This window comes from Trebonia kvetii (assembly GCF_007827045.1).
GTDB lineage: Bacteria > Actinomycetota > Actinomycetes > Streptosporangiales > Streptosporangiaceae > Trebonia > Trebonia kvetii.
The window spans coordinates 75742-97495 of the sequence record NZ_RPFW01000006.1 but is presented as its reverse complement, the minus strand read 5'-3'; the positions used below and the strand labels follow the sequence as shown (position 1 = coordinate 97495).

The 21754-nt window shown below is 67.8% G+C and carries 22 protein-coding genes and 1 pseudogene; 14 read left to right on the top strand and 9 right to left on the bottom strand.

Going from position 1 to position 21754, the window contains the following annotated elements:
* Window positions 1-140: 140 nt before the first annotated feature.
* From EAS64_RS29045 to EAS64_RS29010, 7 genes are all read right to left on the bottom strand, one after another.
* On the bottom strand, window positions 141-563 hold the full coding sequence (locus tag EAS64_RS29045) for a hypothetical protein (RefSeq protein ID WP_145858235.1): 423 nt from the start codon (window positions 561-563) through the stop codon (window positions 141-143).
* A gap of 374 nt (window positions 564-937) precedes the next feature.
* Window positions 938-2425, bottom strand: coding sequence for an aldehyde dehydrogenase family protein (locus tag EAS64_RS29040; RefSeq protein WP_145858233.1), 1488 nt, complete (start codon window positions 2423-2425; stop codon window positions 938-940).
* 1378 nt (window positions 2426-3803) lie between these two features.
* On the bottom strand, window positions 3804-4556 hold the full coding sequence (locus EAS64_RS29030; protein ID WP_187366257.1) for an AraC family transcriptional regulator: 753 nt from the start codon (window positions 4554-4556) through the stop codon (window positions 3804-3806).
* A 16-nt stretch (window positions 4557-4572) separates the two neighbouring features.
* Window positions 4573-4752 carry a hypothetical protein gene (locus EAS64_RS29025; RefSeq protein ID WP_145858230.1) on the bottom strand — a complete coding sequence of 60 codons (180 nt, stop codon included), beginning with the start codon at window positions 4750-4752 and terminating at the stop codon, window positions 4573-4575.
* 855 nt (window positions 4753-5607) lie between these two features.
* Window positions 5608-6042, bottom strand: a complete 435-nt coding sequence (locus tag EAS64_RS29020; RefSeq protein WP_145858228.1) for a CBS domain-containing protein — start codon at window positions 6040-6042, stop codon at window positions 5608-5610.
* 41 nt (window positions 6043-6083) lie between these two features.
* Window positions 6084-6290, bottom strand: coding sequence for a hypothetical protein (locus tag EAS64_RS29015; RefSeq protein WP_145858227.1), 207 nt, complete (start codon window positions 6288-6290; stop codon window positions 6084-6086).
* The gene (locus tag EAS64_RS29010) at window positions 6287-6745 is read right to left on the bottom strand and encodes a nitroreductase family deazaflavin-dependent oxidoreductase (RefSeq protein ID WP_145858225.1); all 459 of its coding nucleotides are present in this window, start codon (window positions 6743-6745) and stop codon (window positions 6287-6289) included. Before EAS64_RS29010 ends, EAS64_RS29015 begins: the two co-directional genes overlap by 4 nt.
* 600 nt (window positions 6746-7345) lie before the next feature.
* On the opposite strand from EAS64_RS29010, the gene EAS64_RS29005 reads away from it, so the two are divergent.
* The 9 genes from EAS64_RS29005 (at window position 7346) to EAS64_RS28970 (ending at window position 16031) form a co-directional block, all read left to right on the top strand.
* On the top strand, window positions 7346-8398 hold the full coding sequence (locus tag EAS64_RS29005) for a hypothetical protein (protein ID WP_145858223.1): 1053 nt from the start codon (window positions 7346-7348) through the stop codon (window positions 8396-8398).
* A 386-nt stretch (window positions 8399-8784) separates the two neighbouring features.
* Window positions 8785-9096 (top strand): esterase-like activity of phytase family protein, encoded by a 312-nt coding sequence (locus tag EAS64_RS29000; protein WP_187366256.1) that lies wholly within the window; start codon window positions 8785-8787, stop codon window positions 9094-9096.
* A 536-nt stretch (window positions 9097-9632) separates the two neighbouring features.
* Window positions 9633-10370, top strand: a complete 738-nt coding sequence (locus tag EAS64_RS28995) for a hypothetical protein (protein ID WP_222849699.1) — start codon at window positions 9633-9635, stop codon at window positions 10368-10370.
* Window positions 10371-11133: 763 nt separating this feature from the next.
* On the top strand, window positions 11134-12384 hold the full coding sequence (locus tag EAS64_RS28990) for a sensor histidine kinase (RefSeq protein ID WP_145858218.1): 1251 nt from the start codon (window positions 11134-11136) through the stop codon (window positions 12382-12384).
* On the top strand, window positions 12372-13022 hold the full coding sequence (locus EAS64_RS28985; protein ID WP_145858216.1) for a response regulator transcription factor: 651 nt from the start codon (window positions 12372-12374) through the stop codon (window positions 13020-13022). The genes EAS64_RS28990 and EAS64_RS28985 overlap by 13 nt, the downstream gene beginning before the upstream one ends.
* Complete coding sequence (locus EAS64_RS28980; protein WP_145858214.1) at window positions 13019-13882, top strand: DUF4097 family beta strand repeat-containing protein; 864 nt, start codon at window positions 13019-13021, stop codon at window positions 13880-13882. The genes EAS64_RS28985 and EAS64_RS28980 overlap by 4 nt, the downstream gene beginning before the upstream one ends.
* A 546-nt stretch (window positions 13883-14428) precedes the next feature.
* Entirely contained in the window at window positions 14429-14788 is a 360-nt protein-coding gene (locus tag EAS64_RS28975) for a nuclear transport factor 2 family protein (protein ID WP_187366255.1), read from the top strand.
* A 53-nt stretch (window positions 14789-14841) separates the two neighbouring features.
* Window positions 14842-15003, top strand: coding sequence for a hypothetical protein (locus EAS64_RS43900; RefSeq protein ID WP_187366254.1), 162 nt, complete (start codon window positions 14842-14844; stop codon window positions 15001-15003).
* Complete coding sequence (locus tag EAS64_RS28970) at window positions 15003-16031, top strand: hypothetical protein (protein WP_145858211.1); 1029 nt, start codon at window positions 15003-15005, stop codon at window positions 16029-16031. The genes EAS64_RS43900 and EAS64_RS28970 overlap by 1 nt, the downstream gene beginning before the upstream one ends.
* Before the next feature lie 9 nt (window positions 16032-16040).
* Here the strand turns inward: EAS64_RS28970 and EAS64_RS28965 are convergent, their stop codons facing one another.
* Both EAS64_RS28965 and EAS64_RS28960 read right to left on the bottom strand, forming a co-directional pair.
* Window positions 16041-17411: a hypothetical protein gene (locus tag EAS64_RS28965; protein WP_145858209.1), complete on the bottom strand. Its 1371-nt coding sequence runs from the start codon at window positions 17409-17411 to the stop codon at window positions 16041-16043.
* A complete protein-coding gene (locus EAS64_RS28960) occupies window positions 17408-17977 on the bottom strand; it encodes an RNA polymerase sigma factor (RefSeq protein ID WP_246115910.1) in 570 nt (189 codons plus the stop codon). Before EAS64_RS28960 ends, EAS64_RS28965 begins: the two co-directional genes overlap by 4 nt.
* Window positions 17978-18048: 71 nt before the next feature.
* Between EAS64_RS28960 and EAS64_RS28955 the strand changes: the two genes are divergently transcribed.
* The 5 genes and pseudogenes from EAS64_RS28955 to EAS64_RS28940 all read left to right on the top strand — a co-directional run bounded on the left by EAS64_RS28955 (window position 18049) and on the right by EAS64_RS28940 (window position 21754).
* Window positions 18049-18378 (top strand): protein kinase domain-containing protein, encoded by a 330-nt coding sequence (locus EAS64_RS28955; RefSeq protein ID WP_187366253.1) that lies wholly within the window; start codon window positions 18049-18051, stop codon window positions 18376-18378.
* 17 nt (window positions 18379-18395) lie between these two features.
* A pseudogene (locus EAS64_RS47650) lies at window positions 18396-18587 on the top strand (sigma factor); the annotation flags it as partial.
* A 266-nt stretch (window positions 18588-18853) separates the two neighbouring features.
* A complete protein-coding gene (locus EAS64_RS28950; RefSeq protein WP_246115909.1) occupies window positions 18854-19393 on the top strand; it encodes a sigma factor-like helix-turn-helix DNA-binding protein in 540 nt (179 codons plus the stop codon).
* A 67-nt stretch (window positions 19394-19460) separates the two neighbouring features.
* Window positions 19461-20057 carry a maleylpyruvate isomerase family mycothiol-dependent enzyme gene (locus tag EAS64_RS28945; protein ID WP_145858205.1) on the top strand — a complete coding sequence of 199 codons (597 nt, stop codon included), beginning with the start codon at window positions 19461-19463 and terminating at the stop codon, window positions 20055-20057.
* Between the two features lie 167 nt (window positions 20058-20224).
* On the top strand, window positions 20225-21754 hold the full coding sequence (locus EAS64_RS28940; RefSeq protein WP_145858203.1) for an alpha/beta hydrolase family protein: 1530 nt from the start codon (window positions 20225-20227) through the stop codon (window positions 21752-21754).

Genomic DNA, 21754 nt, shown 5'->3' with positions numbered 1-21754 from the left:
TCCCTGCGTGTCGTGCAGGTCGGCCGGTCGCGCGAGGTCATGGATGATCTCCCGGTTCCGGGAGCGCGCGAGGGCATGCCCGCTAGCGCGGGAAGCGGTGAACGTTTCGCGGATCTGAGCCTGGATCCACCGCCATGTGGTCAGCCGGACTGGGTGTACCTGGCGCCGTCCACCGGGTTGTAGGTGTAGTTGTAGTGGCCGCCCCCGGTGATCGTGGCGTGGCCGTCGAACAGCTGGTTGAGCATGGTCCCCTGGCTGGTGTCCCCGCTGGCCTGCTGCGCGGGCAGGTTGGCCGGGTCAGGCGGCGTGCTGGACGACACCTGGTAGTTCAGCGAGCCGTCCACTGAGCCGGCGCCGGTCTCGCATTCCCCCGTGGTCGGACTGGCCACCTGGGAGAAGCTGCCGTGCGCGGTGATGGTCACCGAGTAGGTGTGGGGGCCGTCGGGCACCGCAGTGAACCGTAGCGACAGGTTGTCGTACGCCCAGACCGGGCCGTTGGCCGAGATCGGGGCGCAGGAATTTGCCACGCTGGTCGTGTCCGGGTGGTTCTGAGTGTGAGTCACCGCCGTGACCGTGCCGGGCCCGCTGGATGCCATTGCCGGGGCGATCCCGAGCCCCAGTGCCGTGAGAGTGCCAGCGCCTGCGATGGCAAATTTGATGCGAGTGTTCATTCTTTCCTTCTTCCCTAGGGCAGCCTGACCGGCTGCCTCGTGCCTGGGCCGCGCTATGACGCGCGCACGACTCTCCGTGCCCAGGCTTGGTGCTTGCTGCCGCCGTGCCAGCCGGCGGATGCCGACCGGGTGCGGGACGATCTGCTCGCGCGCTGCCGAGCGGAGCGGATCGAGCCGCCGTCGGCGCGTGCATGCCGCGGCTGTTCCCGAGCTGGTAGCCCGGGCGCTGGACCTGCCGGTGCGGCGCCCGGGCTGCGGCTGCTGGTTTACAGCTGGGTGGTGACGGCCTTGACTTCGGTGTAGGCCTCGAGGGCCTGGTGGCCCATCTCGCGGCCCCAGCCGGACTGCTTGTATCCGCCGAATGGCAGTGCCGCGTCGAAGACGTTGTAGCAGTTGATCCAGACGGTGCCGGCCCGGAGCTTCTTCGCCAGGGCGTGCGCCTTGGAGATGTCGCGGGTCCAGATGCCCGCGCCGAGTCCGTACTGGCTGTCGTTGGCGATGCCGGCGATCTCGTCCAGGTCGGTGAACGGTGAGGCGACCAGGACGGGGCCGAAGATTTCCTCGCGGACGACCTTCATGTCCGGGCGGGTGCCGGTCAGCACGGTGGGCTCGACGAAGTAGCCGCGGTCGCCGTGCCGGCCGCCGCCTGCCAGCGCGGTTGCGCCGTCGGACTTCCCGGACTCCAGGTAGCCGGTCACCCGGCGGAACTGCTCCTCGGAGACCAGCGGGCCCATCTGCGTCCCCGGCTCCATCCCCGGTCCCATCTTGATGGACTTGGCGATTTCCGCGACGCCGTCGACGACCTCGTCGTAGCGGCCCTGCTGGACGAACAGGCGGGACCCGGCGACGCAGCACTGCCCGTGGTTGAAGAAGATCGCGTTGGCCGCGCCCTCGATGGCACTGTCGTCGGCGTCGTCGAAGACGATATTGGGGCTCTTCCCGCCCAGTTCCAGGGTCAGCTTCTTCAAGTTGCTGGCCCCTGAGGCGGCGACGATCAGCTTGCCCACCTCGGTCGAGCCGGTGAACGCCACCTTGTCGACATCGTTGTGCGCGGCCAGCGCGGCCCCGGCGGTCTCGCCGAAGCCGGGCACCACGTTCACCACGCCGTCGGGCATGCCCGCCGCGGCGATCAGTTCCGCCAGCCGCAACGCGGTCAGCGGGGTCTGCTCGGCCGGCTTGAGGACCACGCAGTTCCCGGTGGCCAGCGCCGGGCCGAGCTTCCACGCGGCCATCAGCAGCGGGAAGTTCCACGGGATGATCTGCCCGACCACGCCGAGCGGCTCGCGCAGCGTGTAGGAGTGAAAGTTCACGCCGGGCATGTAGGGCACCGAGATGCTGATCGTGCTGCCCTCGATCTTGGTGGCCCAGCCGGCCATGTAGTGGAACAGGTCCGCCGCCAGCGGCACGTCCGCCGCCTGCGCCACCCCGTACGGCTTGCCGTTGTCCAGCGACTCGAGCTGGGCAAGCTCGTCGGCGTGCTCGAGGATCAGGTCGCCGATCCGCCAGATGATCCGCCCGCGCTCCGACGGGGTCATCCTGCTCCAGGGGCCGTCGAAGGCGGCGCGCGCCGCCCGCACCGCGCGGTCGATGTCTTCGGCGTCACCTTCGGCGATCCGGGCGAGGGTCTCACCGGTCGCCGGGTTGGGGGTCTCGAACGTCTTGCCGGATGCGGCGTCGGTCCACTGCCCGTTGATGAAAAGCTGCCGGGGGATGCCGATGAAGTTCTCGACATTCCGGTCCAGGGTCACGGTCATGTTCTTCTCCCTCGGTTGCGCGGCGGGCAAGGGGGTGCGGCCAGCCGGCACCTCGCAGGTGTGGTTACGTTGCAGATGTGTCTACGTCGTAGACCTACGTTGTTAACATACGCCGTTAACGGCGCGATGCCAAGTTGGCGGAGCTGCATTTCCGGCAGGCGGGCTGCGCAGGAGCCCCGCCGGCCTGGCCCGGGAAACGGCAGATCCGCTGGCGGCCCGGCGCCTGGCAGCAGCGGGCAGCTGCTCCCTGATTCCCGTGCGCGCCAGGGATCAAGGCGGCAGCGTGACGCCACCCGAACTACGCCGTAGAGCTACAATGCCGAGCTACCGGCCCCGGCCCGCAGGGAGAAGGTGGTACCGCGATGACGTCACCGTCAGCCGGCCGCCCTGATGGCGACGCTAGCGCGAATCCGGATGGCAGAATCACCCGCGATGTCGTGCTGGCCACCGCGCTGGAGCTGATCGACCGGGACGGGGCGGACGGCCCGTCCATGCGCAGGCTCGCACGCGTCCTGGGCCGGGACCCAATGATCTTGTACCGGATGCGCCGAATAAGTTGCTGATGGCCGCGCGCCCGCTCCCGGGAAATGAGAATGGGGTCCAGCGCGAAGCACGCACAAGAACATCGCCCGCGGCCGCTGGTTCTCGATCAGCAGCAGATCCAGGGCCAGCAGCTTCGGGTTCAGCGCCGAGATGAACGCGAGTGCGAAGAACTCGGCACTCATCGCCGGTCAGCCAGCATGCGTCCTCGTCGCCTGCTCGCGGCACGTTCCGGTGGGTGGTACGTCTTGACATGCTCCACATGCGCGGTAATGCCGTCCGCTACCCGGGTATGGTCCGCGGACCCGCTGAAGCTCGGGCGAGACCTCGCGGTAGTCCAGATAGGGATGATCGCCGCAGTCGCAGCAGACGATCTCATACAGGTCCGAGTAGCCACCTTCCGGCTGGCCCTCAACCATGCGGGCCGGCTGGCGCCGCAGAACCACCGTCCAGCCGTCCCCGGGCCGATCACGGGTCGCCATGCCTGCCTCCTTCGCGATGCCTCCGCTGGACCCTTCCCGAGGCGGCGTCACCTGCGGGCTGCCGCCAGGGCCCGTTCATCCTCAGCTTCCGGGGTCGTGGGAAGGTGCCGGGCTTCCCGCTCAAGCCAAACCCGGCCACCGGACGTTGCATCATGTTGCCCGGGTGAGGTTCCGGTCCCTCCGCCGGTCTGTTGATACTCCAGATCAGGATCGCGCGGCGACCCGCGAGCTGAGAAGACGAGGGCACCCCGAAAACCCGCCGTAGAAACGCGTCCAGCGCTGCTGTTCTCCGCTCCGCCTACGAATGTGCCGCATAGCTTAGGACATGGGCCCGGGAGGGCGGTGGCCGGATAATTTCAGTTCTGGGAGGCGCGGCCGGGTAGCTTGCCGAACCGCCGCAGGTAGGCGAGGTTGAACTGGCTCAGGCTGGCCCAGCCCCACCGGCGGGCCACGCCGGCCGCGGTAATGCCGCTGGTCGGGTCGGCGTTCGAAAGATCTTGATGGGCGCGCTCAAGCCGGATCCGACGCAAGTACCCCTCCGGCGTGGTCCCGAAGCGCTGCTGGAACGAGTACCGCAGAGCAAAGACGGTCACGTCCGCCCACGCAGCGACTTCCTCTACCGTTATCGGTCGGCCGGCGCGGGCGTCGATGTACTCTGTCGCACGGTCCACCGTGGCCCACGCCACCCAGCCGGGGCCGGCCAGGTAGCCGGCCGTCATGGTGGTGTTGGGGAAGGTTTCCAGTATCGCCGCGGCCGCTAGCCTGGTCAGTTCCTGCGCAAGCAGTGGCTCGATTTCAGTGATCGCGGACGTGACCAGCTGATCGCAGATGAAGTCCACAGTCCTGCCAAATGTTCCCTGCCTGGCCGCCGAGACCGGGGCCATAGCGGCGAACCGCAGGTCCGCCGCGGGCATTCCCGTCCACTCCTCGGCCAGGGCGCCCACCACCGTCAATGGCACCTGCAGAGTCGCCATCGTGACGGCGCCGATCAGGGTTGCTGACGGCCGGTCAGCCGGCAGCAAGAAGGCGCAGCCAGGTCCATAGCGCAGGTCTTCGTCAGCATTGCTGATCTCGCCAACACCTTGCTTGAGGACCGCCGCGTTCGGCATGTCGGCAGGCTCCATCTCAGCCTGGCACAGCCCAGTTCACGCGGCCGTCGACCAGGTGCGGGTCAGCGCAGCGGAACCGCGCCGTGTGTTCGACATAGACCTGTCGGCTCAGCTCAGAGAGCTGATCCATATCCTGGGTGACCAACTCAGTATGCGTAACCGGCAGGTTACTGCCGTCCGAGCGAGGCTTGATCATGCGGTATCTCCTCATACACCCATGCCCGGCTCTACTCGGCACCTTAGGGGCACGGTCGGCAAGCTCCCGCGCGTCGGGACTGCGGCTGCTTGCGCGATGTCCTGACGCGGAACGGCGACGGCGACCAGCTCGGCCCCTCAGCCTGCTCGCCGCCGTCGCCTCAACCCGCACAACACCATCGCCGGACCTTTGCGGTCCTCGTCGCCTGCCAGGCGACGTGGATGGTACTGCCGGGGACTTTGCATGCCTGAGCGCGCAAAAACCTTATTGACACTCCCTCGGCCTTGTCGCCGAGGATGTCGCTCATCCGGCAAAATCGCCCCCGAGACGACGCTCCCCCTGTCCAGAGCATCCTCGCGGTAAGCGCGACGCCACCAGATCACTCACTTCGGGCCCGGGAGGGCCGCGCCTCCACTGACGGAGACCTGTAGACCTGGGTGGCAGCCCGCGCACGACGGTCCGGGAGACATCCCTGCGGGTATGGCGCACAGCTCCTCCGACTTGGCGGTCCACAAGGTCCGCTGCCGGGGTCCTGAGCAGCAGTCGCAGCTGAATGTGACTCCTGCGATGCGGGAGTGACAGCTCGACCGTCGACACGGTAGCACATCAACGTAACCAACGGTGACGATTACAACTAGACCGGAAATCTCAGAAGAAGATGTTGGCATGGCTGTGCGGTCGAGCCGGCAGGCGATCCGGCGGGTCGGTCCTGCCATGTGCCGACCATCGCACTGGAGAGGACGGATCGCCTGATGGCTGATTTTCCTTACGTGCACCGACAGGCTCACGCAGGGACGCGGACGCGGCTCCGCGTCGCTGCGACGCTGACAAGGCCGGACCGCGGCGTGGCTCGCGCTAGCGGGTACCTGTGATGTAGTCCGTCAACGCGGCCCGCTCAGTTTCCAGCTCGCCGATGCGGCTCTTCACCACATCGCCAATGCTCACGATGCCGCGCAAGCCACCGTCCACCGTGACCGGCGCGTGGCGTACCCGGCGCTCGGTCATCATGCGCTCGACTTCCTCCAACTCGGTTTGCGGGGTGACCGTGTGTACTTCGGCGGTGTAGATAGCCGTGACCTGCTCAGACATCACGGCTGTGTCTCGCAGGGCCAAAGCCCGGACGATGTCACGCTCGCTGACGATCCCGTCGACTGAGGTGCCGTCCTGAGACACGACGACCGCACCGATCCGGTGCTCGGCCAAGACCGTCAGAAGACGCCGCACCGTCGTGTCCGGGGTGACCGTGACGACCTCCGCGCCCTTGATGCGAAGTACATCGCTGATACGCATCCAGCCCTCCCGCCACTGCCACACCACGACCCGTGTACGTATCAGTACCCGAGGCCAGGCACTTCAATCGGTTGCTGCCCGGCAAGCGACCCGCGGTAGGCCCTGGCAGCTACGGCGCGGTGCTGGCCGCGCTGGCCCGGCTGCTGCCCGGCAGCCAGCTCCGCGAGCTGCGCCTGATCGTCAGCCGATACCCGGGAGGCCGGGCCGCCGCGCGGCTCACCGGCGGTGCGACGCCTCCGCGGGCTCACGGCGCCGATTGCTGCGCGCCCAGGGGCGTAAGAACGAAAATCGGCATCGTCCTAGTGGTCTTCTTCTGGTATTCGGCGTAGTCCGGCCAGGCCGCGACAGCGCGCTCGAACCAGACTGCGTATTCCTCGCCGTGGACCTCGGTGGCCTGGTAGTCCTTCTTGACCGGGCCGTCCTGAAGTTCCACGCGCGGGTTCGCGGTCAGGTTGTAGTACCAGACGGGGTGCTTGGGCGCGCCGCCCAGCGATGCGACCACGGCGTACTCGCCGTCGTGCTCGACGCGCATCAGCGGCGTCTTGCGCAGCTTCCCGGTCTTGGCGCCCACCGACGTCAGCACGATCACCGGCTTGCCCCCAGGATTCTGCGCGCCCTCGGCGCCGCCGGAGCTCTCGTAGAGGTCCACCTGATCGCGGGCGAAGTCGAACGCGCTCGGCGCGTAATCTCCAGTGAGAGGCATGTCTCCACCTTCCAGTTCGTCGGTTGCCTGGCTAAACGGACCATACCCCGCTTCGTATTCCGCCGGCAGAGCGGACCGAAGATTAGCCAGTCATCTGGGGAGCGCCGCATGCCGAGCGCGCCGATGCCGCACGCAACCGGCTTCACCTCCTGACCACGGCCCGCAAGACGTTCGCCGAAATGAGCCCGGCCCGGCTGACCATGGACGGGCTGGCGGAACGGGCGGGAGTGGGCAGGGCACCCTGTTCCGCGGCTTCGGCACCCGGCGGGATCTTCCAGGCGCTGCTGGACGACGACGAACGGGCCTTCCAGAAGCGGGTGCTGTCCGTCGCCGCTGGGCCCAGGCGCCAGGCGCATGGCCGACACCAGCGGCGACGCCGGACTTGGCTCGATGAGCGGATCACACGGCCGGGTGGCAACCCCAGGCGTTCAGCGAGACGCGGGGTTACGGCTACAGGAACCCGGGAAGTGCAGCCACCATCACCCGATGATGGCCGCTGGCCGTGCCGAAGGCAGAGGCGCCGGGTGACCTTGTTCAGAGAGACCCAGAATTCGACCACGGGCTGTCGGCCGCGCGGGAAATGATCGGAAAGAGACTGGGATGACTTCGAAGGCGACCTCGCCGACGCCCAGCCGTGAACCCGGCGTGCCCGCGCAGCAAGACCAGCACAGCCTGGTGCGCCGCGCCCTGATAAGCATGATCTTCCCGGTGTTCTTCGCCGTGGGGTACACGCTGTGCTTCGCCAGCGCTTTCCAGTCCCCGGCCCCGCACGGGGTGAACGTCGCCATCGCCGGTCCGGCGGCGCGGACCGCACCGCTGCGGGCCGGCCTGGCCCGGGGCGTCGGCCCGGCCTTCGACGTGAGCGCAGTGCCGACCGCCGCCGCGGCGGTCCGCGAGGTGCGAGACCGGGACCTGTACGGGGCCTACGTCCCGGCAACACCGGGGAAACCAGCCGCGACCGTGATCGTCAGCAGCGCGTCGGGGGTCGCGGTGGCGAACACGGTGGAAGCGCTGTTCCGGGCTGTGGCCGCGAAACAGGGCGCCCGCCTGACCGTGCTCGACGTCCGCCCGCTGCCAGCCGGCGACCGAAGCGGCCAATCGTTGTTCTTCTTCCTGATCAGATGCTCGGTCGCCGGATTCCTCACCATCGTAGTTACCGGTGCGCCCGCGCTGCGGCAGCGGTACCGCTGGCAGCTGATCCTGGCTGCGGCGGTTGCAATGCCTGTCCTGGCGTACCTGCTGGCTGGCCTGGGGCTCGGTGCCATCAACGGGTCGGCGGGAGCCATCTTGGCGCTGCTCGGGACGGGCGCCCTGTACGTGCTCAGTGTGGCGGTGATCGCACGTGGCCTGCAGGTCATCCTCGGCAAGCCCGCGATCCTCGCGTTCCTGGCCATCTTCGTCATGCTCGGCTTCCCCAGCGCCGGCGGCGCGGTCTCGCCTGTCCTGCTCCCGACGTTCTGGCACGTGCTAAATAGGTTCTGGATCGACGCTGGCGCCTTCGACGCCTTCCGCAGCATTATCTACTTCGCCGGGCTGGGAGTCGGGACCGATGTGCTCAAGCTGCTGGCCTGGCTGGGAGTCGGTGTCTTGCTGCTCGCCCTGCCGATCTGGCGCAAGACCGGACCCTGGCGCGGTCGACAGGCCCCGCCGTGACAGGCGCTGAACCACTGACTGAAGGGCGCTTCCGGGCGTCGCTGACCACGCTGGCGGACACTCCTTTTATGGAGCCGTCCATGCACTTCATCTGGACTGATATAGACACAATCAACCTTAGGTGGTACCTGGATGGCCAGCCCCTCCTTAACGTGTTCGATCGCGTTCGCCGCCACACATGGTGGGAACCTGATTGTTCGCCACGCACAGATCATGGTGATCCGCATCGGTTGTAGTCTTCCGCTATTCCTTTGCGGGGGCGGATCGGGGAGTCGGTCTCCTTCTGCGCCTGGACGAGGCATCCGGGCCGCGAGCGGGGATCGGAACCAGTGTCAGTCAGGTACCTGGAAATCTTTAGATCCCGTAAACGCGCCTTGTCTGGGCTCGTGGCTGGTGCCACGGCTGTTGCGACGAGCGCAGGCGCGACCACGGGCGATGCCAACAGCGAGATCACCGCGCTTTCAGACACGAAGTTCCTCGTCGACGAGCGTGACGGCAACTTCGAGCCGTTCGCGAACAAGACCGTCTACGAGGTCGACATCAACGGCGCCAGTGACATCAGCGGCCTGACGATCAACGGCAAGTCACCCGAGGCCTTGTCGGGGCGGACGGCACCAATGCGGCGCTCGCGACGCTCACCCAGGCCGGCGTGCAGGTGGCGCAGAAGCAGCCGTACCTCCAGGTCGGCACGCTGGTGAGCCAGCTTGACCCGACCGGCAAGCTTTTCGGCCACGACAAGGTTGAAGGGGTGGCTACCACGGACGTCAGCCAGAAGCTGTACCTGTCCACGACGACGACTTCGGCATCGACACGATCGTTGTTAACGCCGACGGGAGCTGGGCAGTGCACGAGAAGGTGCTGCCGGCAACGGGTCAGCCCGACAGCGGGGAGATCCTAGAGGTCGACACCGCCAAGCTGCCTGCCGTGCTCAAGACCGTCACGGTCACGATCCACGTGAGCTGACGCGGCTTACCCGCACCGGGCCCATCCACCACGCGGTGGGTGGGCTCGGCGTGTTTCGCGCGGCGGCCGCACCGAGTACGGCCGCACGCCCGGCTATCCGAACGGCTACCCTAGGGAGTCCCCGCGCCTCTCCCATCTGGTGATTCAGGGGCCGAGGCTAAAGCGCGGGCGGCGCCGAATCAGGGGCACCCCCGCAGAGTAGAATCTGGCATATCAGGCTGGCCCTCAGGCCGGACACATGCTGTTGGTTTCGTAGGTGGGCTTTTCGCGGGTGTTTACGCAAGACAGGTTGTTCCAGGCTGAGGAAATCGGAAACTCCGGGCAGGCTGCGGCCGCCATAATTTTCATCTGCCCGTACGGCACTCCGATTCAAAAAGTGAGTTTCGCTATACGAAGGCTTCTTAGGGCGGGCTATCACGTTGTGGCGTACGAGACCACCGCAGCCGTCTTCACAGCCGCCGACCCGCTGATCCTTCCCGAGCTGATCTCTCAGGTAAGAGAGGACATCAGGTCGCGGATAGCGAAGCTGGCAGCAGAGGGCGTAACCGAGTTCGGATTCTTCGGCAGCAGCCTGGGATCCTTCATCCTCTACAACTGCGTAGGCCGCAACATCCCCAAACTTCGCTGGGGCGTATTCAACACCGGCGGCAACATCGCGCAGGGCATGTGGAAAATGCTTGATCTTAGACAGCTGCATGTGGCGCAAGGATGGTCGCTTCCGCGACTTGAAGAAGCATGGGCTGAGCTTCAGTGGCCGGACTTCGGGCGACTCGACGGCTGCCGGTTCGTATTCGTGAGCTCACGCCGCGACGACATTGCCCCACCGGGAGATATCGTCCAGTACCTCGGCCCAATGGTCGAAGCGGGGGCCGAAGTGAGCGTGCGCAGGGTGCCGGCAATCAGTCATCGCACGACCGTCATTGCCGGGCTCTGGAACGCGCCACGATTTGTTCGGATGGTGAGCAGTAGTCAGGGGCCACCGCCGGGCAGACTGACGCAGTCACTGTGAGCTGCCACGGGCTAATAGCCACCGATGCTCGAATGCGTAAGAGCGATAGCGATGATCACTAGTCCCCATGCGATCGCGTACAGGAGGACGAAAGTCGCCTGTCAGCCAGCCCAGTACTCGGCTCGAACGGGCATCTTGCCCCCTCTTTCCGATTCCTAGCCGATTGTAATGTCAGCAACGGCTGCATCGCGGAGAAATATTGTGCCTTCGCGACGCTCCACCGGGGAACCTGTGGCTAATGAGCCGTCGACTTGGGCGGTATCAGCAAGTGGCGCAGGTACGGATCGCGGAGGATCTGACGGCGCGCGTCACGGGGCATTTGCATCGGACGGGCTCGGCGTACCCACCGTGCCCTGATCTGCGGGATAGTCGCCTGCAGGCAGTCGTACTTGGACAACAGCATCCCGCGGAAATCCATTGTTTCCGGCAGTACACCTGTAACGGCACCCCGGCCCAGGCGTTCAGCCTGGTGCCGTAAGAGCACAGTAGAGCGTTTCTACCACCTGGGGCGGCCCTGCCCAGGCAGGGCCGCCCTTGCTAACCACCCGGTCCGGTGGAAGCCCAGCCGCCGTGTCCGAGCTTCCGATCGTCCCCGCCACCGTGTCGGCTACCTCGGCCGCTATCCAGCCGATACGTGAGCCTGACCGACAAGCGCCCCTGCGCCGGCCACCGGGTGTCCTCGCGGGGGTAGGGCTAGCATTACCCCGCATCCGGAAGTCCGGATGATGGCGGGTGCCGACGCCGATGGCCTAGCGTCACTTGCATGCACTTCGTTCGGGACCTGGTGTCGCCGCGCACCTGGCTGGCGTTCATCCACCACTTCATCGGCGTGTGCGTCGGCGCCGTTGTCGTTTGGATCGTCGTGCCCGGGCTAGTGGCCGGCGCGCTTGGGCTCCCGGTGGCGCTGATCGGCATGCCGATCCTCGGCACCACGCTGCGGTTTACCGACTGGTTCGCCCGCGCCGAGCGGGCGAGGTTCGCGGTCACGCTGGGCGAGCGGATCCCCGCCTGGCCAGCGGGCACGCGCAGCGGGTACCGGCTGCGGCTGCTGCCGCGCCTGGCCAAGCTCAGCGAGCATGCCACCTGGCGCGAGGTGAGCTATGCGGTGCTGCGGGGGCCGCTCAGCGCAGCGGCCGCGTTCGTCACGCTGGGCGTATGGGCCTTCGGGCTGATCATGACGACGCTGCCCCTGTTCGACTGGTCGCTGCCTGGCGGGGGCTTCCACGTGGACGGCAGGACGCTGCACGAAACGAAGGCCGTGTTCGTGGCAGTGGCCGGCCTGCTCGTGCTGCTGGCCGCGCCGCAGGTGACCAGGGGCCTGGCGCTCGCGGACGCCGCGCTCGCCCGGCGGCTGCTCGGCCCACCAGGCGGCCTGGCCGCCCGGGTCGCCGAGCTTGAGCTCAGCCGGGAGCGCGTGGTGGACGCGGCAGAAGCCGAACGACGACGAATCGAGCGCGATCTGCACGATGGCGCGCAGCAGCGGCTGGTCGCGCTCGCGATGGAGCTGGGCCGGGCCAAGGCGAGGTTCAGCGACGACATTGACGCGGCGAGGGACCTGGTCGACTCGGCCCACGCGCAGGCGAAGGCCGCGCTGATCGAGCTGCGGGACCTGGTCAGGGGCGTGCACCCGCCCGTCCTGACCGATCGCGGACTCGACGCCGCGCTATCCGGCCTGGCCGCGCGCAGCCCGGTGCCCGTCGAGGTTAACGTCGACATGCCAGTCCGGCCGAAGCCGCTGGTGGAGGCCGTCGCCTACTTCGTCGTCGCGGAGGCGCTCACGAACGTCGCGAAGCACTCGCGGGCCAGTCAGGCGAAGGTCGTGGTCGAGGGGCACGGCTATCCCGGCACGCTCGCCGTCGTGATAAGCGACGACGGAATCGGCGGCGCCGATCCGAATGGCGCGGGGCTCTCCGGCCTCGTCAGCCGGGTGAGCGGCATCGATGGTCGGCTGACCGTGGAGTCTCCTGTCGGCGGGCCGACGATCATCGCGGCGGAGCTCCCATGCTCCGGGTAGCGATCGCGGAGGACTCTGTCCTGCTGCGCGAGGGGCTGACCCGCCTGCTGGCGGAGGCCGGCCATCAGGTTGTCGCCGCCGCGACCGATGCCGAGGAGCTGATGCGCGCCGTAGAGACGTGCGGCCCCGACGTGTGCGTCATCGACGTCAGGATGCCGCCGACGTTCACCGACGAAGGGCTGCGCGCCGCGCTCGTGATCCGTAACCGGTGGCCGGAAACCGGCGTGCTCGTCTTGTCGCAGTGGGTGGAAGAACGGTACGTGACCGAGTTGATCTCCGAGAGTCCGCACGGCATCGGGTACCTGCTCAAGGACAGGGTGGCCGACGTGTCGGAGTTCCTCGACGCGCTCCGCCGGGTGGCCGACGGCGGCAGCGCGCTGGACCCCGAGGTCGTGGCCCAGCTGCTCGCCCGCAGCCGCCACCCCCTCGGCGTGCTGACCGGCCGCGAGCGCGAGGTGCTCGCGCTGATGGCAGAGGGCCGGTCCAACTCTGATATCGCCGAGACGCTGATCGTCAGCGGCGGTGCCGTTGGAAAGCACATCAACAGCATCTTCAGCAAGCTCGGACTCGCGTCGGGCGAGCACGGGCACCGTCGGGTGCTCGCGGTCCTTCATTACCTGAATGGGGTCACCTCATGATCAGCTTCCTGCCGGCCGCCGCCCAGCCCGCTGCTCGCGAGCTGCTCATGACGCCCGCGCGCCGGGTCATCCTGCTGGTGGGCGTCCCGCTCTCGCTCACCCTGCTCGCCTGGACCTGCTACGGAATCATCAGCAAGGCCTCACAGGGCAGTTACACGGTGAGCTACTCCCCGGTGCGCGTCAGCGGCGGGCTCGCCATGAACGTGTACGGCGGTGACGTGACCCTGCAGGGCGGCGTCGCGCCAAGCGCAGCGCAGTTCACCGGCGCAGGCACCGTCTGGTACGGCCTGACCTACTCGGGCCAGCGCCCCATTCTCGCGACGGCGCAGACGGCGGCCGGGACCAGGATTAACTTCGCCTGCCCCGACTACAACTGCGCGCTCAGCTCATCCGTCGACGTTCCGCCGCAGGTCCCGGTGACGGTGACGAGCAACGGCGGCAACGTGACGGCGATCGGCATATCGGACGCGACCCTCCAGACCGCAGGCGGAAACCTGACCGTTGACGGGCTGACCGGCGACGTCAGCCTTAACACCGACGGTCGGTATGGTCCTTTCGGGGGCGGCAACGTCACCGGCACGCTTGCGGCGCAGAACGTCACCGTGGACAGCGGCGGCGGCAGCGTCGATCTCCAGCTCACCACGCCGCCGTCGAACCTGAACGTCACCACAGAGGGCGGCAACGTGACGCTGCAGTTGCCCGGCGGCTACAGCTACCGCGTCGACAACATCCCTGAGACGGCGGCCCAGATCGACCAAAACGGGCCCGCGCAGCCGTCCGCGATCACGGTCGCCACCAGTTCCTCGTCCCACTACCGGATCACCATCAGCGCCGACAGCGGCGCCGTCACAATCGACTAGCGGCGCGGCCGCCAGTGCCGCAACCAAGTGACCCCGCACCGGGCTTCAACGGCCATCCTGCGGAGGAGACTCCGTCCCTAGCACGGTCATGTTGGACGGCCACTCCAGCCCTTGGAGTGATCGCGGGGAAACCCCGTGGCTTAGCGCTCGGGCAATTAGGTGCCCGTTCGCCGCCCTACGTCGGCTCCCAGGCTCGTAAATCGATCCCGACACGTGCTCGCGCGGATCGACTTCCTCACCGGCCTCCCGGCGTCGCTCGATCTCCGCCCCCACTTCCCGCATGCAGGCGTGAGATTCCACCTCGCTGTCGAACGCCGCCACGACCACATTCCGCCGCTGGCGCCGTTGCGGGTCATAGCGATAGTGGTGAACGATGAACCGCTTGATGCTGTCATCGTCGGGGTCAACTTGCGCCATAGGCCAACGGTAGCCCTGGTGCAGCGGCCCCTTTGTGTCAACCAATTGAGACAAGAGGGCTTGGCCTCGGCCTGCTCTCGGGTAGCCAGCGGGCTGTCCGCGCGGGTTCCGCGATCCCTCACCGCTACCGTGGCCGGACCCGGCCACTTCTTCAACCTGCTGGCGGAAAACGTCGTCTTCGAGTACGTGATCACGGTCCCCGGCTACCCGCGCCGGGTGGAGGGGCGCGCCGCGGTCGCTGAGCTGTACCGGCCCTATGGCCAGGTGCTTGTCCTCGACCGTTGCTACGACCTGGCCGTCCACCACGATCCGGCGCAGGGCACCGTCGTGCTTGAGTACGCCTCCGAGGGCAAGGTTGTGGCCACCGGCGCCCCTTACGGCAACCGCTACATCTCCGTCCTCACCCTGCGCGACCGCGAGGTGGTGCACTGGCGGGACTACCTGGACCCCGTGGCGGTCTTCGACGCGCTCGGCTGGCCCGCGCGCTGATGCGACGCTACTTCGGTTGACGATATACCGGGAAACGAAATAGCCTGACGGGCATGTCGATCTTCGTGGAGGATCCTGCCCCGAGCCGGCGCCGAGGCGGCCGCCGCATGATGCTGACGATCGCGCTTTTCGCCGCATTCCTCGGCGGCGTGGTGCTGCTCGTCCTGGTCATCGCTCCGGGCATCGGTGCGGCCGGCGGCTGCGGGGGAGGCTGATGCAGCCGGAACTGACGCTGACCCGTGGCGGTTCGGCAGACGGGCACCGGTCGTCGGCCCGCCGTTGGCTTTGGGCGACGGTCGCCCTCACCGCTGGGGCGTTCGTCATCGCGGCGGCATTCGCGCCCGCTGGATCGGCACCGCCTGGCCGCGGGCTGGCCTGGGTGCTGTTCGCCGGATCCGCGGCGCACGTGGCGTCCACGGGCTGGCTCTACACGCTGCGCGACGTCCGCTCATACGCGGCGAGCCGTCCGTGGCGCTTCATCCGGGTCCCGGTGCTGCTGATGACCGCGGGCGCGGCGGTCGCCGCCACGCTCACCCCCGCGGCGATGGCGTGGCTGCTCCTCCCGTTCTTCGCCTGGCAGTTCTTCCACTTCGCCAAGCAGAACCTCGGCATGGCGGCGCTAGCGGCCATGACGGCCGGCGCGCCGCCGCTGCGAGCTGCCGAACGCCGCGCGCTGATCGCATCGGGCGTGGCCGGCATCGGCGGGCTGATGGCGCGCCCGGCGCTGCTGCAGCTGCGCGTCGATCCTGGGCTTTGCGCGCTGTTCCCGCTATCGGCGGCGTCGATGGCGGGAGCCGCTACCGTCGGCATAATCCTGCTTGCCCGCCGCGCGCCCGCGGACCGGCCGCGCGGCTTCTGCGTGATGTACCTGATGGGGCTGTTCTTCTCGGTCCCGGTCTTCGTCTTCGCCTCTCCGTACGCGGCCGTCGGCGGGATGACGATCGCGCACGGCATGCAGTACCTGCTGCTAGTGAGCCTGGTCGGGGCCGGGGGCTCGGGAGAGGCCGGCCGGGCGCTGCGCCTGGCGGTCCTGTGCAATGTCGCGCTGCTCGGCGGGGCGGTCCTCGCGATGGGCTCGCACCTGCACGACGGAGGTCCAGCGGAACGGTTGATATTCGGCGCCTACCTGGGCACGGTGATGGCGCACTTCGTGGTCGACGCCGGACTGTGGCGACTGCGTGATCCGTTCCCCCGGGCATTCCTCGCGGGCCGGGTGCCGTATCTGATGCGAGCGGCCCCGTGACAGCAGCCGCTACCAGGCGACGTCTCCCAGAGAGAGCGGGAATGCATCCGTCGGTGTCGGGAGAGGAGTGAAAGTGCCGTGGCTAATCACGCCGAAGTGGACCTGCGGCTGCGGCGAGTAGTCCGGCGAGTTCTGCTCGCCACCCATGGTCCCGACCGGAGGCGGGCTGGCGGTCCACTCGCCTAGCAGTGCGGACCCGGACGCGCTGACCCACAGGGTTTCCACGTCAAGGCTGTACCCGGCAGGAAGATCGACGGTGGACTGGTACACGCGAGTGCCGCCGCCGGCGTCCGCCAGCAGATCCGGCAGCGGGTAGGTCTGCCAGATCGCCTGCCGCGGCCCCCCGCTGCCGTAGCTGGGAGCGGTGCACGTGGCCGTCTTCCCGTTCGCGCTGACCATCGGGTAGAACTCGCCACAAGGCAATGGGCCGGGCTCGCCTCCCGGAAACGCGGTCGACACGGGCGTGACGACGTTCTTGCTCGGCGGGGACGGCTGCGACGAGGTGGACCAGATGACGTGGCTGTTCGCCATCAGGTCGCTGCCCGGAGCCGTGAGGTCAAGGGTGCGTACTTGCTGGACGTAAGTCGTCTTGGACGAACGCGGCTGGCTGACCGCCCGCAGCGCCGGGAAGGTGATGGCGTGATCCCCGTCTATCCAGGTGAACGCCGATGTCGAAGAAAACGCGTTGGAGAAGGCGAGCCGGCTCGTCGTGGACCAGGAGCGCAGCAGACGGCCGGTAGCCGTCGAGTAGACACCGAGGTAGCGCTTGGTCAGCGCGGTGTTGATCGTGACAATCGCGAGCTCACGACCGGACGCGGACAGTGCCATCGCGACCAGGAACTCGGGCTGCGTGATGGGCAGCCGGGTCAGCCGGACGGGCCGGGCGGTGCCCGGGGCGAGCGTCAGCTTCCACCACCTGCCTGGCGCCGACCGATGGACGGTGGACGTGCCGAAGGCGACGAACGTTCGGTCATCGCCGGCGCCCACCACCATGTCCAGCTGGGTGTGGGCGGGCGGGGGGACGGCGATGGTCTTTCCGGTGAACGTGTCCCCGACCAGCAGGCCCTGCGCGGAGCCGTACTTCGGTAGCCAGTTGATCGCGACGTAGTATTCGGGCACTCCCGGGATGGGGGCGACCGCGGCCGGGGATTGTGGGACCCCGCCACCGTTCGGGATGATCCTGACCGCCACCAGTGCGGTGGCGAGCGTTACGACGGCAGCGGCGGCGGCGACCGGGGTCAGCCACGGCCGCCAGCGGCGCGGCAGGGCCAGCAGCCGCCGTGCGGCCGGCGCCGTTTGTGTCGGCGTCAGGTCCGGAATCTGTTCGATTGTGCCGGCCGCGGCTCGGGTGGCGGCGCGGACGCGTTCCTCCAGGCTCACTGGGATCCTTCCTCCCCGAGCATCCGGCCGAGTGCGGCCATGCCGCGAAAGGTGGCCGACTTGACCGTGCCTCGGCTGATCTGCATGGCGCGGGCGATCTCTTCTTCTGACATGTCGAGGTAGAAGCGGAGTACGACCGCTTCCCGCTGCCGGTCGGGTAGCCGCTTGATGGCGTTCAGCACCTCCCGGTGCTCCTCGCCGAGCGGCGCCCAGGCATCGGCCCCATCGAGCGGGATGGGCGCGTCGGCGGCCATCGCGCGGACGGCGGCGTTGTCGCGCCTGCGCTGCCGGTGCAGCGTCGTGCGGCAGCCGTTCAGCACACTGGTCCGCAGGTAGGCCATGACGCGCGAGGGGTCAGCGAGGCTGCCCCACCGAAGGTGCAGGCCAAGGAAGGCTTCCTGCACCACGTCTTCCGCGGCGCCCCGGTCCCCGAGCATGACCACGGCAAGCCGGACGAGACCGAGGGCGTGCCGCCGGTAGAGGGCGGTCAGCTCATCGGCCGTCCCGCCGTCCGGGGCTGGGCGCGCGCCGGTGCCAGGAAGACCGAGCGCGTCGATGCTGTCCACACATAAGAGACTCCCGCACGGCGCGCCAGTTTGCCTGTGCGCTGTGCCGAGAAAGACTAGTGTCCCGTGCTGTGATTCCGGCACCGGATATTCCCGGACATAAAGTCATCGGCGTCCTCGGCTCGGGCGGGTTCGCCACCGTGTACCGGACGTGGCAGGAGGCGGTGGGCCGCGAGACGGCTGTCAAGGTGGACAGTCGGGCGCTGCACTCCGAACGGGACCAGCGGCGGTTCTTCCGCGAGGTGACCGCGGCGGGGCGGCTGTCCGGGCACCCGCACGTCATCGACGTGTACGACGCGGGAGCGTTGCGCGACGGACGCCCGTACATGGTGATGGAGTTGTGCCCAGGCGGATCGCTCAATGATGAGCTGCGGATCAGCTCAGTTCGGTCCATGATCTGATTGGGGCATTGCCGTCTGTGGCTGGGGGGCCGGTGCGGGCTGACGAGTTGGCGATCGAGCGCCTTGAGGCGCTGCGCGTCCCCCTGACCGGCTACTGTTACCGGCTGCTTGGATCCTCGGCGGACACCGACGACGCGGTCCAGGAGACCCTGATCCGGGCATCGTCCAAACTGGATCAGTACGACCCAAGCCGCGGACGGTTGAGCACCTGGGTCCACGGGATCGCGACGAATGTCTGCATCGACATGCTGCGCTCGGCGAAGCGGCGCGTGCTCGTGATCGACCTGGATGAGGGCGTTGTCCCGGGAGGGGACCTGGGGACGCCGCTTCCTCCGGACCGGTGGTTGGACCCGATGCCCGACGGGCGCGTGATCGCGGCGCGCGACCCCGCCGCGATGGTGCTGGAACGAGAGTCAGTTCGCCTGGGTTCCTGGTCGCGCTCCAGTGCCTGGCCCCACGTCAGCGAGCCGTCCTGGTGCTGCGTGATGTCCTCGCGTTCACCGCCCAGGAGACTGCGCAGATCCTCGGCATCACGGTGGCCGCGGCGAACAGCGCGCTGCAGCGTGCGCGGGCGTCGCTCGCCGCGCGGCGGCCAGACCCGTTCGACATCGCCGATTCCCAGGACGCCGCACAGCGGGACCTACTGCACCGGTACGTGACCGCTTTCGAGGCTCACGACATCGCAGGGTTGACGGCGATCCTGCGTGCGGACGCCGTGAGCTCCATGCCGCCGTTCCTGTGGCGGCTGACGGGTGCCGAGTCGATCGCCCAGGCGATGGGTGCAAGCGACTCGTGCGCGGGAGCGCGGCTCGTTCCTTGCCTCATGAACGGCGCCCAAGGGTTCGGACAGTACCGCCCGGGAGACGACGACGTTCTCCGCCCGTTCGCCCTCATGGCAGTCCAGATCCGGGACGGGCAGATCGCCCAGATCGTGACCTTCCTCGGCACGCAGCATCGGTTCCGCGAGTTCGGCCTGCCGGACAGTCTCCAAGAACGGGGAATCGCCGCACGCTGACCGATGAGTCCTGCGGCTCCGCGTCGTACCAGTCAACGAAGCCATCTTCGACGCGGAAGGAACCCCGATGCGCACATCCCCAGCTCACGACCTCACCGCCGAGACCCAGGCAGAGCGAGAACGGCTTGCCGCCCTCTTCTGTGACCTGTCACCGGAGCAGTGGGACACGCTGTCGCTCTGCGAAGGCTGGCGCGTCCGTGAGGTCGTTGCCCACATCACGATGCCGTTCCGGACCAAACCGCTAGGGACGATTGCCGGCATGATCCGAGCCGGATTCTCCTTCACCAAGTACGCCGACCGCGACGCCCGTTCAACAGCAGGAGAGATGAGCGGGGCGGAACTCGTGCATCTTCTCCAGCGCAATATCGGCAACCCCTGGCAGCCGCCTGGCGGCGGAGGCGCCGGGGCGCTCAGCCACGACGTCATCCACGGCCTCGATGCCACCGAGCCGCTTGGCCTTCCCGCGCCATCGGCCGACCGCATCGCCCTGGTGCTCGCCTCAACCGGTCCACGGCAGCTCAGATTCTTCGGCGTCGACCTGCACGGACACCGCCTGACCGCCACCGACGCAGACGTGTCGGTGGGAGACGGGACTAACGTCGTGCCGATGACCGTCAAGGACATCCTGCTCGTCGTTACCGGAAGGTACCCGTTCACGCCCTGATTGCGCAGGCGGTCACCATGGCCGATTTGTAGGCGATAGGCCAAAAATGTCGGAATTATCGTTGGAAAACGTCTGAAAACCGAAATCTTTTGCTTGTGGCCGTCTTGAACCTTGTGTAACACGAGAGCAAGCTACGCATAGCGCACTGCCATCTCGGAGGAATGCCAATGCCGGCTCGCTCTCACCCCCGCCGCCTCATCCTCGCGATCGCTACGGGCAGCCTCATGCTCCTAGGGTCGTTCGCCGGCTGGTCCAGGGCGGCCCAGGCCGCCGGGATGGCGTTCAGCCCCAGTAGCTGTGTCACCACGCCAAGCGCCATGGTCCCCGGCGTTCAGATCGCCGACCCGGCGTGTGAGTTCACCGGTGCGGCCTACGTCGCGCCGTTTGGCCCGATCGCCAACGGCAGCGGCCAGCTGTCCCACGTCTGGACGGGCATCGCCGCCGATGGCGGCGCCTACCGAGTAGAGGTTCCGCCTAACTGGAACGGGACGCTCGTGATGTTCGCCCACGGTTACCGGGGGAACGGCACCGAGGTGTGGGTCGATGAACCCCAGCTGCGCCAGTACTTCGTCGACAACGGGTTCGCCTGGGCGGCATCGAGCTACGCGATGAACGGCTACGACCCGGGCGACGGCGTCGTGGACACGCACGACCTGCTGAAGGCGTTCCCGTCGATCACCAGACTGCGCGCCCGGCAGGTGATCATGAGCGGCCTGTCGATGGGCGGCGAGATCACAACGGCCGAGATTGAGGCGTACAAGGGCGACTTCGTCGGCGCGATGCCCTACTGCGGGGTGCTAGCGGGCAACAACCTGTTCAACTATTTCCTCGGCGCCAACGTCACTGCCGCGGCCCTCACCGGGACGACGATCAGCTATCCGACGACGCTGGCAGCCGGCCAGGCGTACGCGCCCGCGTACCAGGCCGCAGCGGAGTCCGAGTTGCCCGCCCTGGGGATTACGCCCAACCCGGCCACCGGCGGCCAGACGTTCAGCACCAACCTGACCAGTACCGGGACACTGTGGGCAGACACCGTGGAGCAGCTGTCCGGCGGTACCCGTCCCGGTTTCACCAGCGCTCTCGACTACTGGAACAGTTTCGGGTTCCCGCCGCTGACCCAGGTCCCGTTCCTGTTCGGCCTCTACCCCGGGACCAGCGGCGGCACCCTCGGCTTCGCGAACGGGAGCGTGGTGGGCAACGAGCACACGTTCTACACGTTCAGCGACCAGCCGCTGTTTGACCTTCCACAGGAGATCGCGCTCAACCGCGCCGTGCTGCGGGTACCGGTCACGGCGACCTCCTCGGCCGACGCCCTGTCGCCCGCGGAACTGCCGGCGATCCACGGCAACCCGGGAATCCCTGTGCTGTCGGTTCACGGTATCGGCGACCTGTTCGTTCCGTTCTCCATGGATCAGCAGTACGACGCCATGATGGTGGTGCACGGCCAGGGGCGCCTGTTCGTGGGCCGGGCCATCCGCGAAGTCACGCACTGCGGTTACACGACCAGCGAGCTGTCGTCGGCGTTCTCCGCCCTCGTCTCGTGGATCCACACCGGGAAGCGGCCCGCCGGCGACAACATCCTCGACCCGCGGGCGGTCTCATCGCCGCTGTTCGGCTGCCGGTTCACCGACCAGACCCCCGGTGCCCATCCGGAGTTCCAAGCCCCGGTCTCCTGCCCGGCGAGCAGCAAGAGCTAA

Excerpts from the sequence above, each read along its gene's own strand:
- EAS64_RS29040 (WP_145858233.1), bottom strand. The coding sequence starts at position 2,425 with ATGACCGTGACCCTGGACCGGAATGTCGAGAACTTCATCGGCATCCCC.
- EAS64_RS29030 (WP_187366257.1), bottom strand. The coding sequence starts at position 4,556 with ATGCCGAACGCGGCGGTCCTCAAGCAAGGTGTTGGCGAGATCAGCAAT.
- EAS64_RS29025 (WP_145858230.1), bottom strand. The coding sequence starts at position 4,752 with ATGATCAAGCCTCGCTCGGACGGCAGTAACCTGCCGGTTACGCATACT.
- EAS64_RS29020 (WP_145858228.1), bottom strand. The coding sequence starts at position 6,042 with ATGCGTATCAGCGATGTACTTCGCATCAAGGGCGCGGAGGTCGTCACG.
- EAS64_RS29010 (WP_145858225.1), bottom strand. The coding sequence starts at position 6,745 with ATGCCTCTCACTGGAGATTACGCGCCGAGCGCGTTCGACTTCGCCCGC.
- EAS64_RS29005 (WP_145858223.1), top strand. The coding sequence starts at position 7,346 with ATGACTTCGAAGGCGACCTCGCCGACGCCCAGCCGTGAACCCGGCGTG.
- EAS64_RS28990 (WP_145858218.1), top strand. The coding sequence starts at position 11,134 with ATGCACTTCGTTCGGGACCTGGTGTCGCCGCGCACCTGGCTGGCGTTC.
- EAS64_RS28985 (WP_145858216.1), top strand. The coding sequence starts at position 12,372 with ATGCTCCGGGTAGCGATCGCGGAGGACTCTGTCCTGCTGCGCGAGGGG.
- EAS64_RS28980 (WP_145858214.1), top strand. The coding sequence starts at position 13,019 with ATGATCAGCTTCCTGCCGGCCGCCGCCCAGCCCGCTGCTCGCGAGCTG.
- EAS64_RS43900 (WP_187366254.1), top strand. The coding sequence starts at position 14,842 with ATGTCGATCTTCGTGGAGGATCCTGCCCCGAGCCGGCGCCGAGGCGGC.
- EAS64_RS28970 (WP_145858211.1), top strand. The coding sequence starts at position 15,003 with ATGCAGCCGGAACTGACGCTGACCCGTGGCGGTTCGGCAGACGGGCAC.
- EAS64_RS28945 (WP_145858205.1), top strand. The coding sequence starts at position 19,461 with ATGCGCACATCCCCAGCTCACGACCTCACCGCCGAGACCCAGGCAGAG.
- EAS64_RS28940 (WP_145858203.1), top strand. The coding sequence starts at position 20,225 with ATGCCGGCTCGCTCTCACCCCCGCCGCCTCATCCTCGCGATCGCTACG.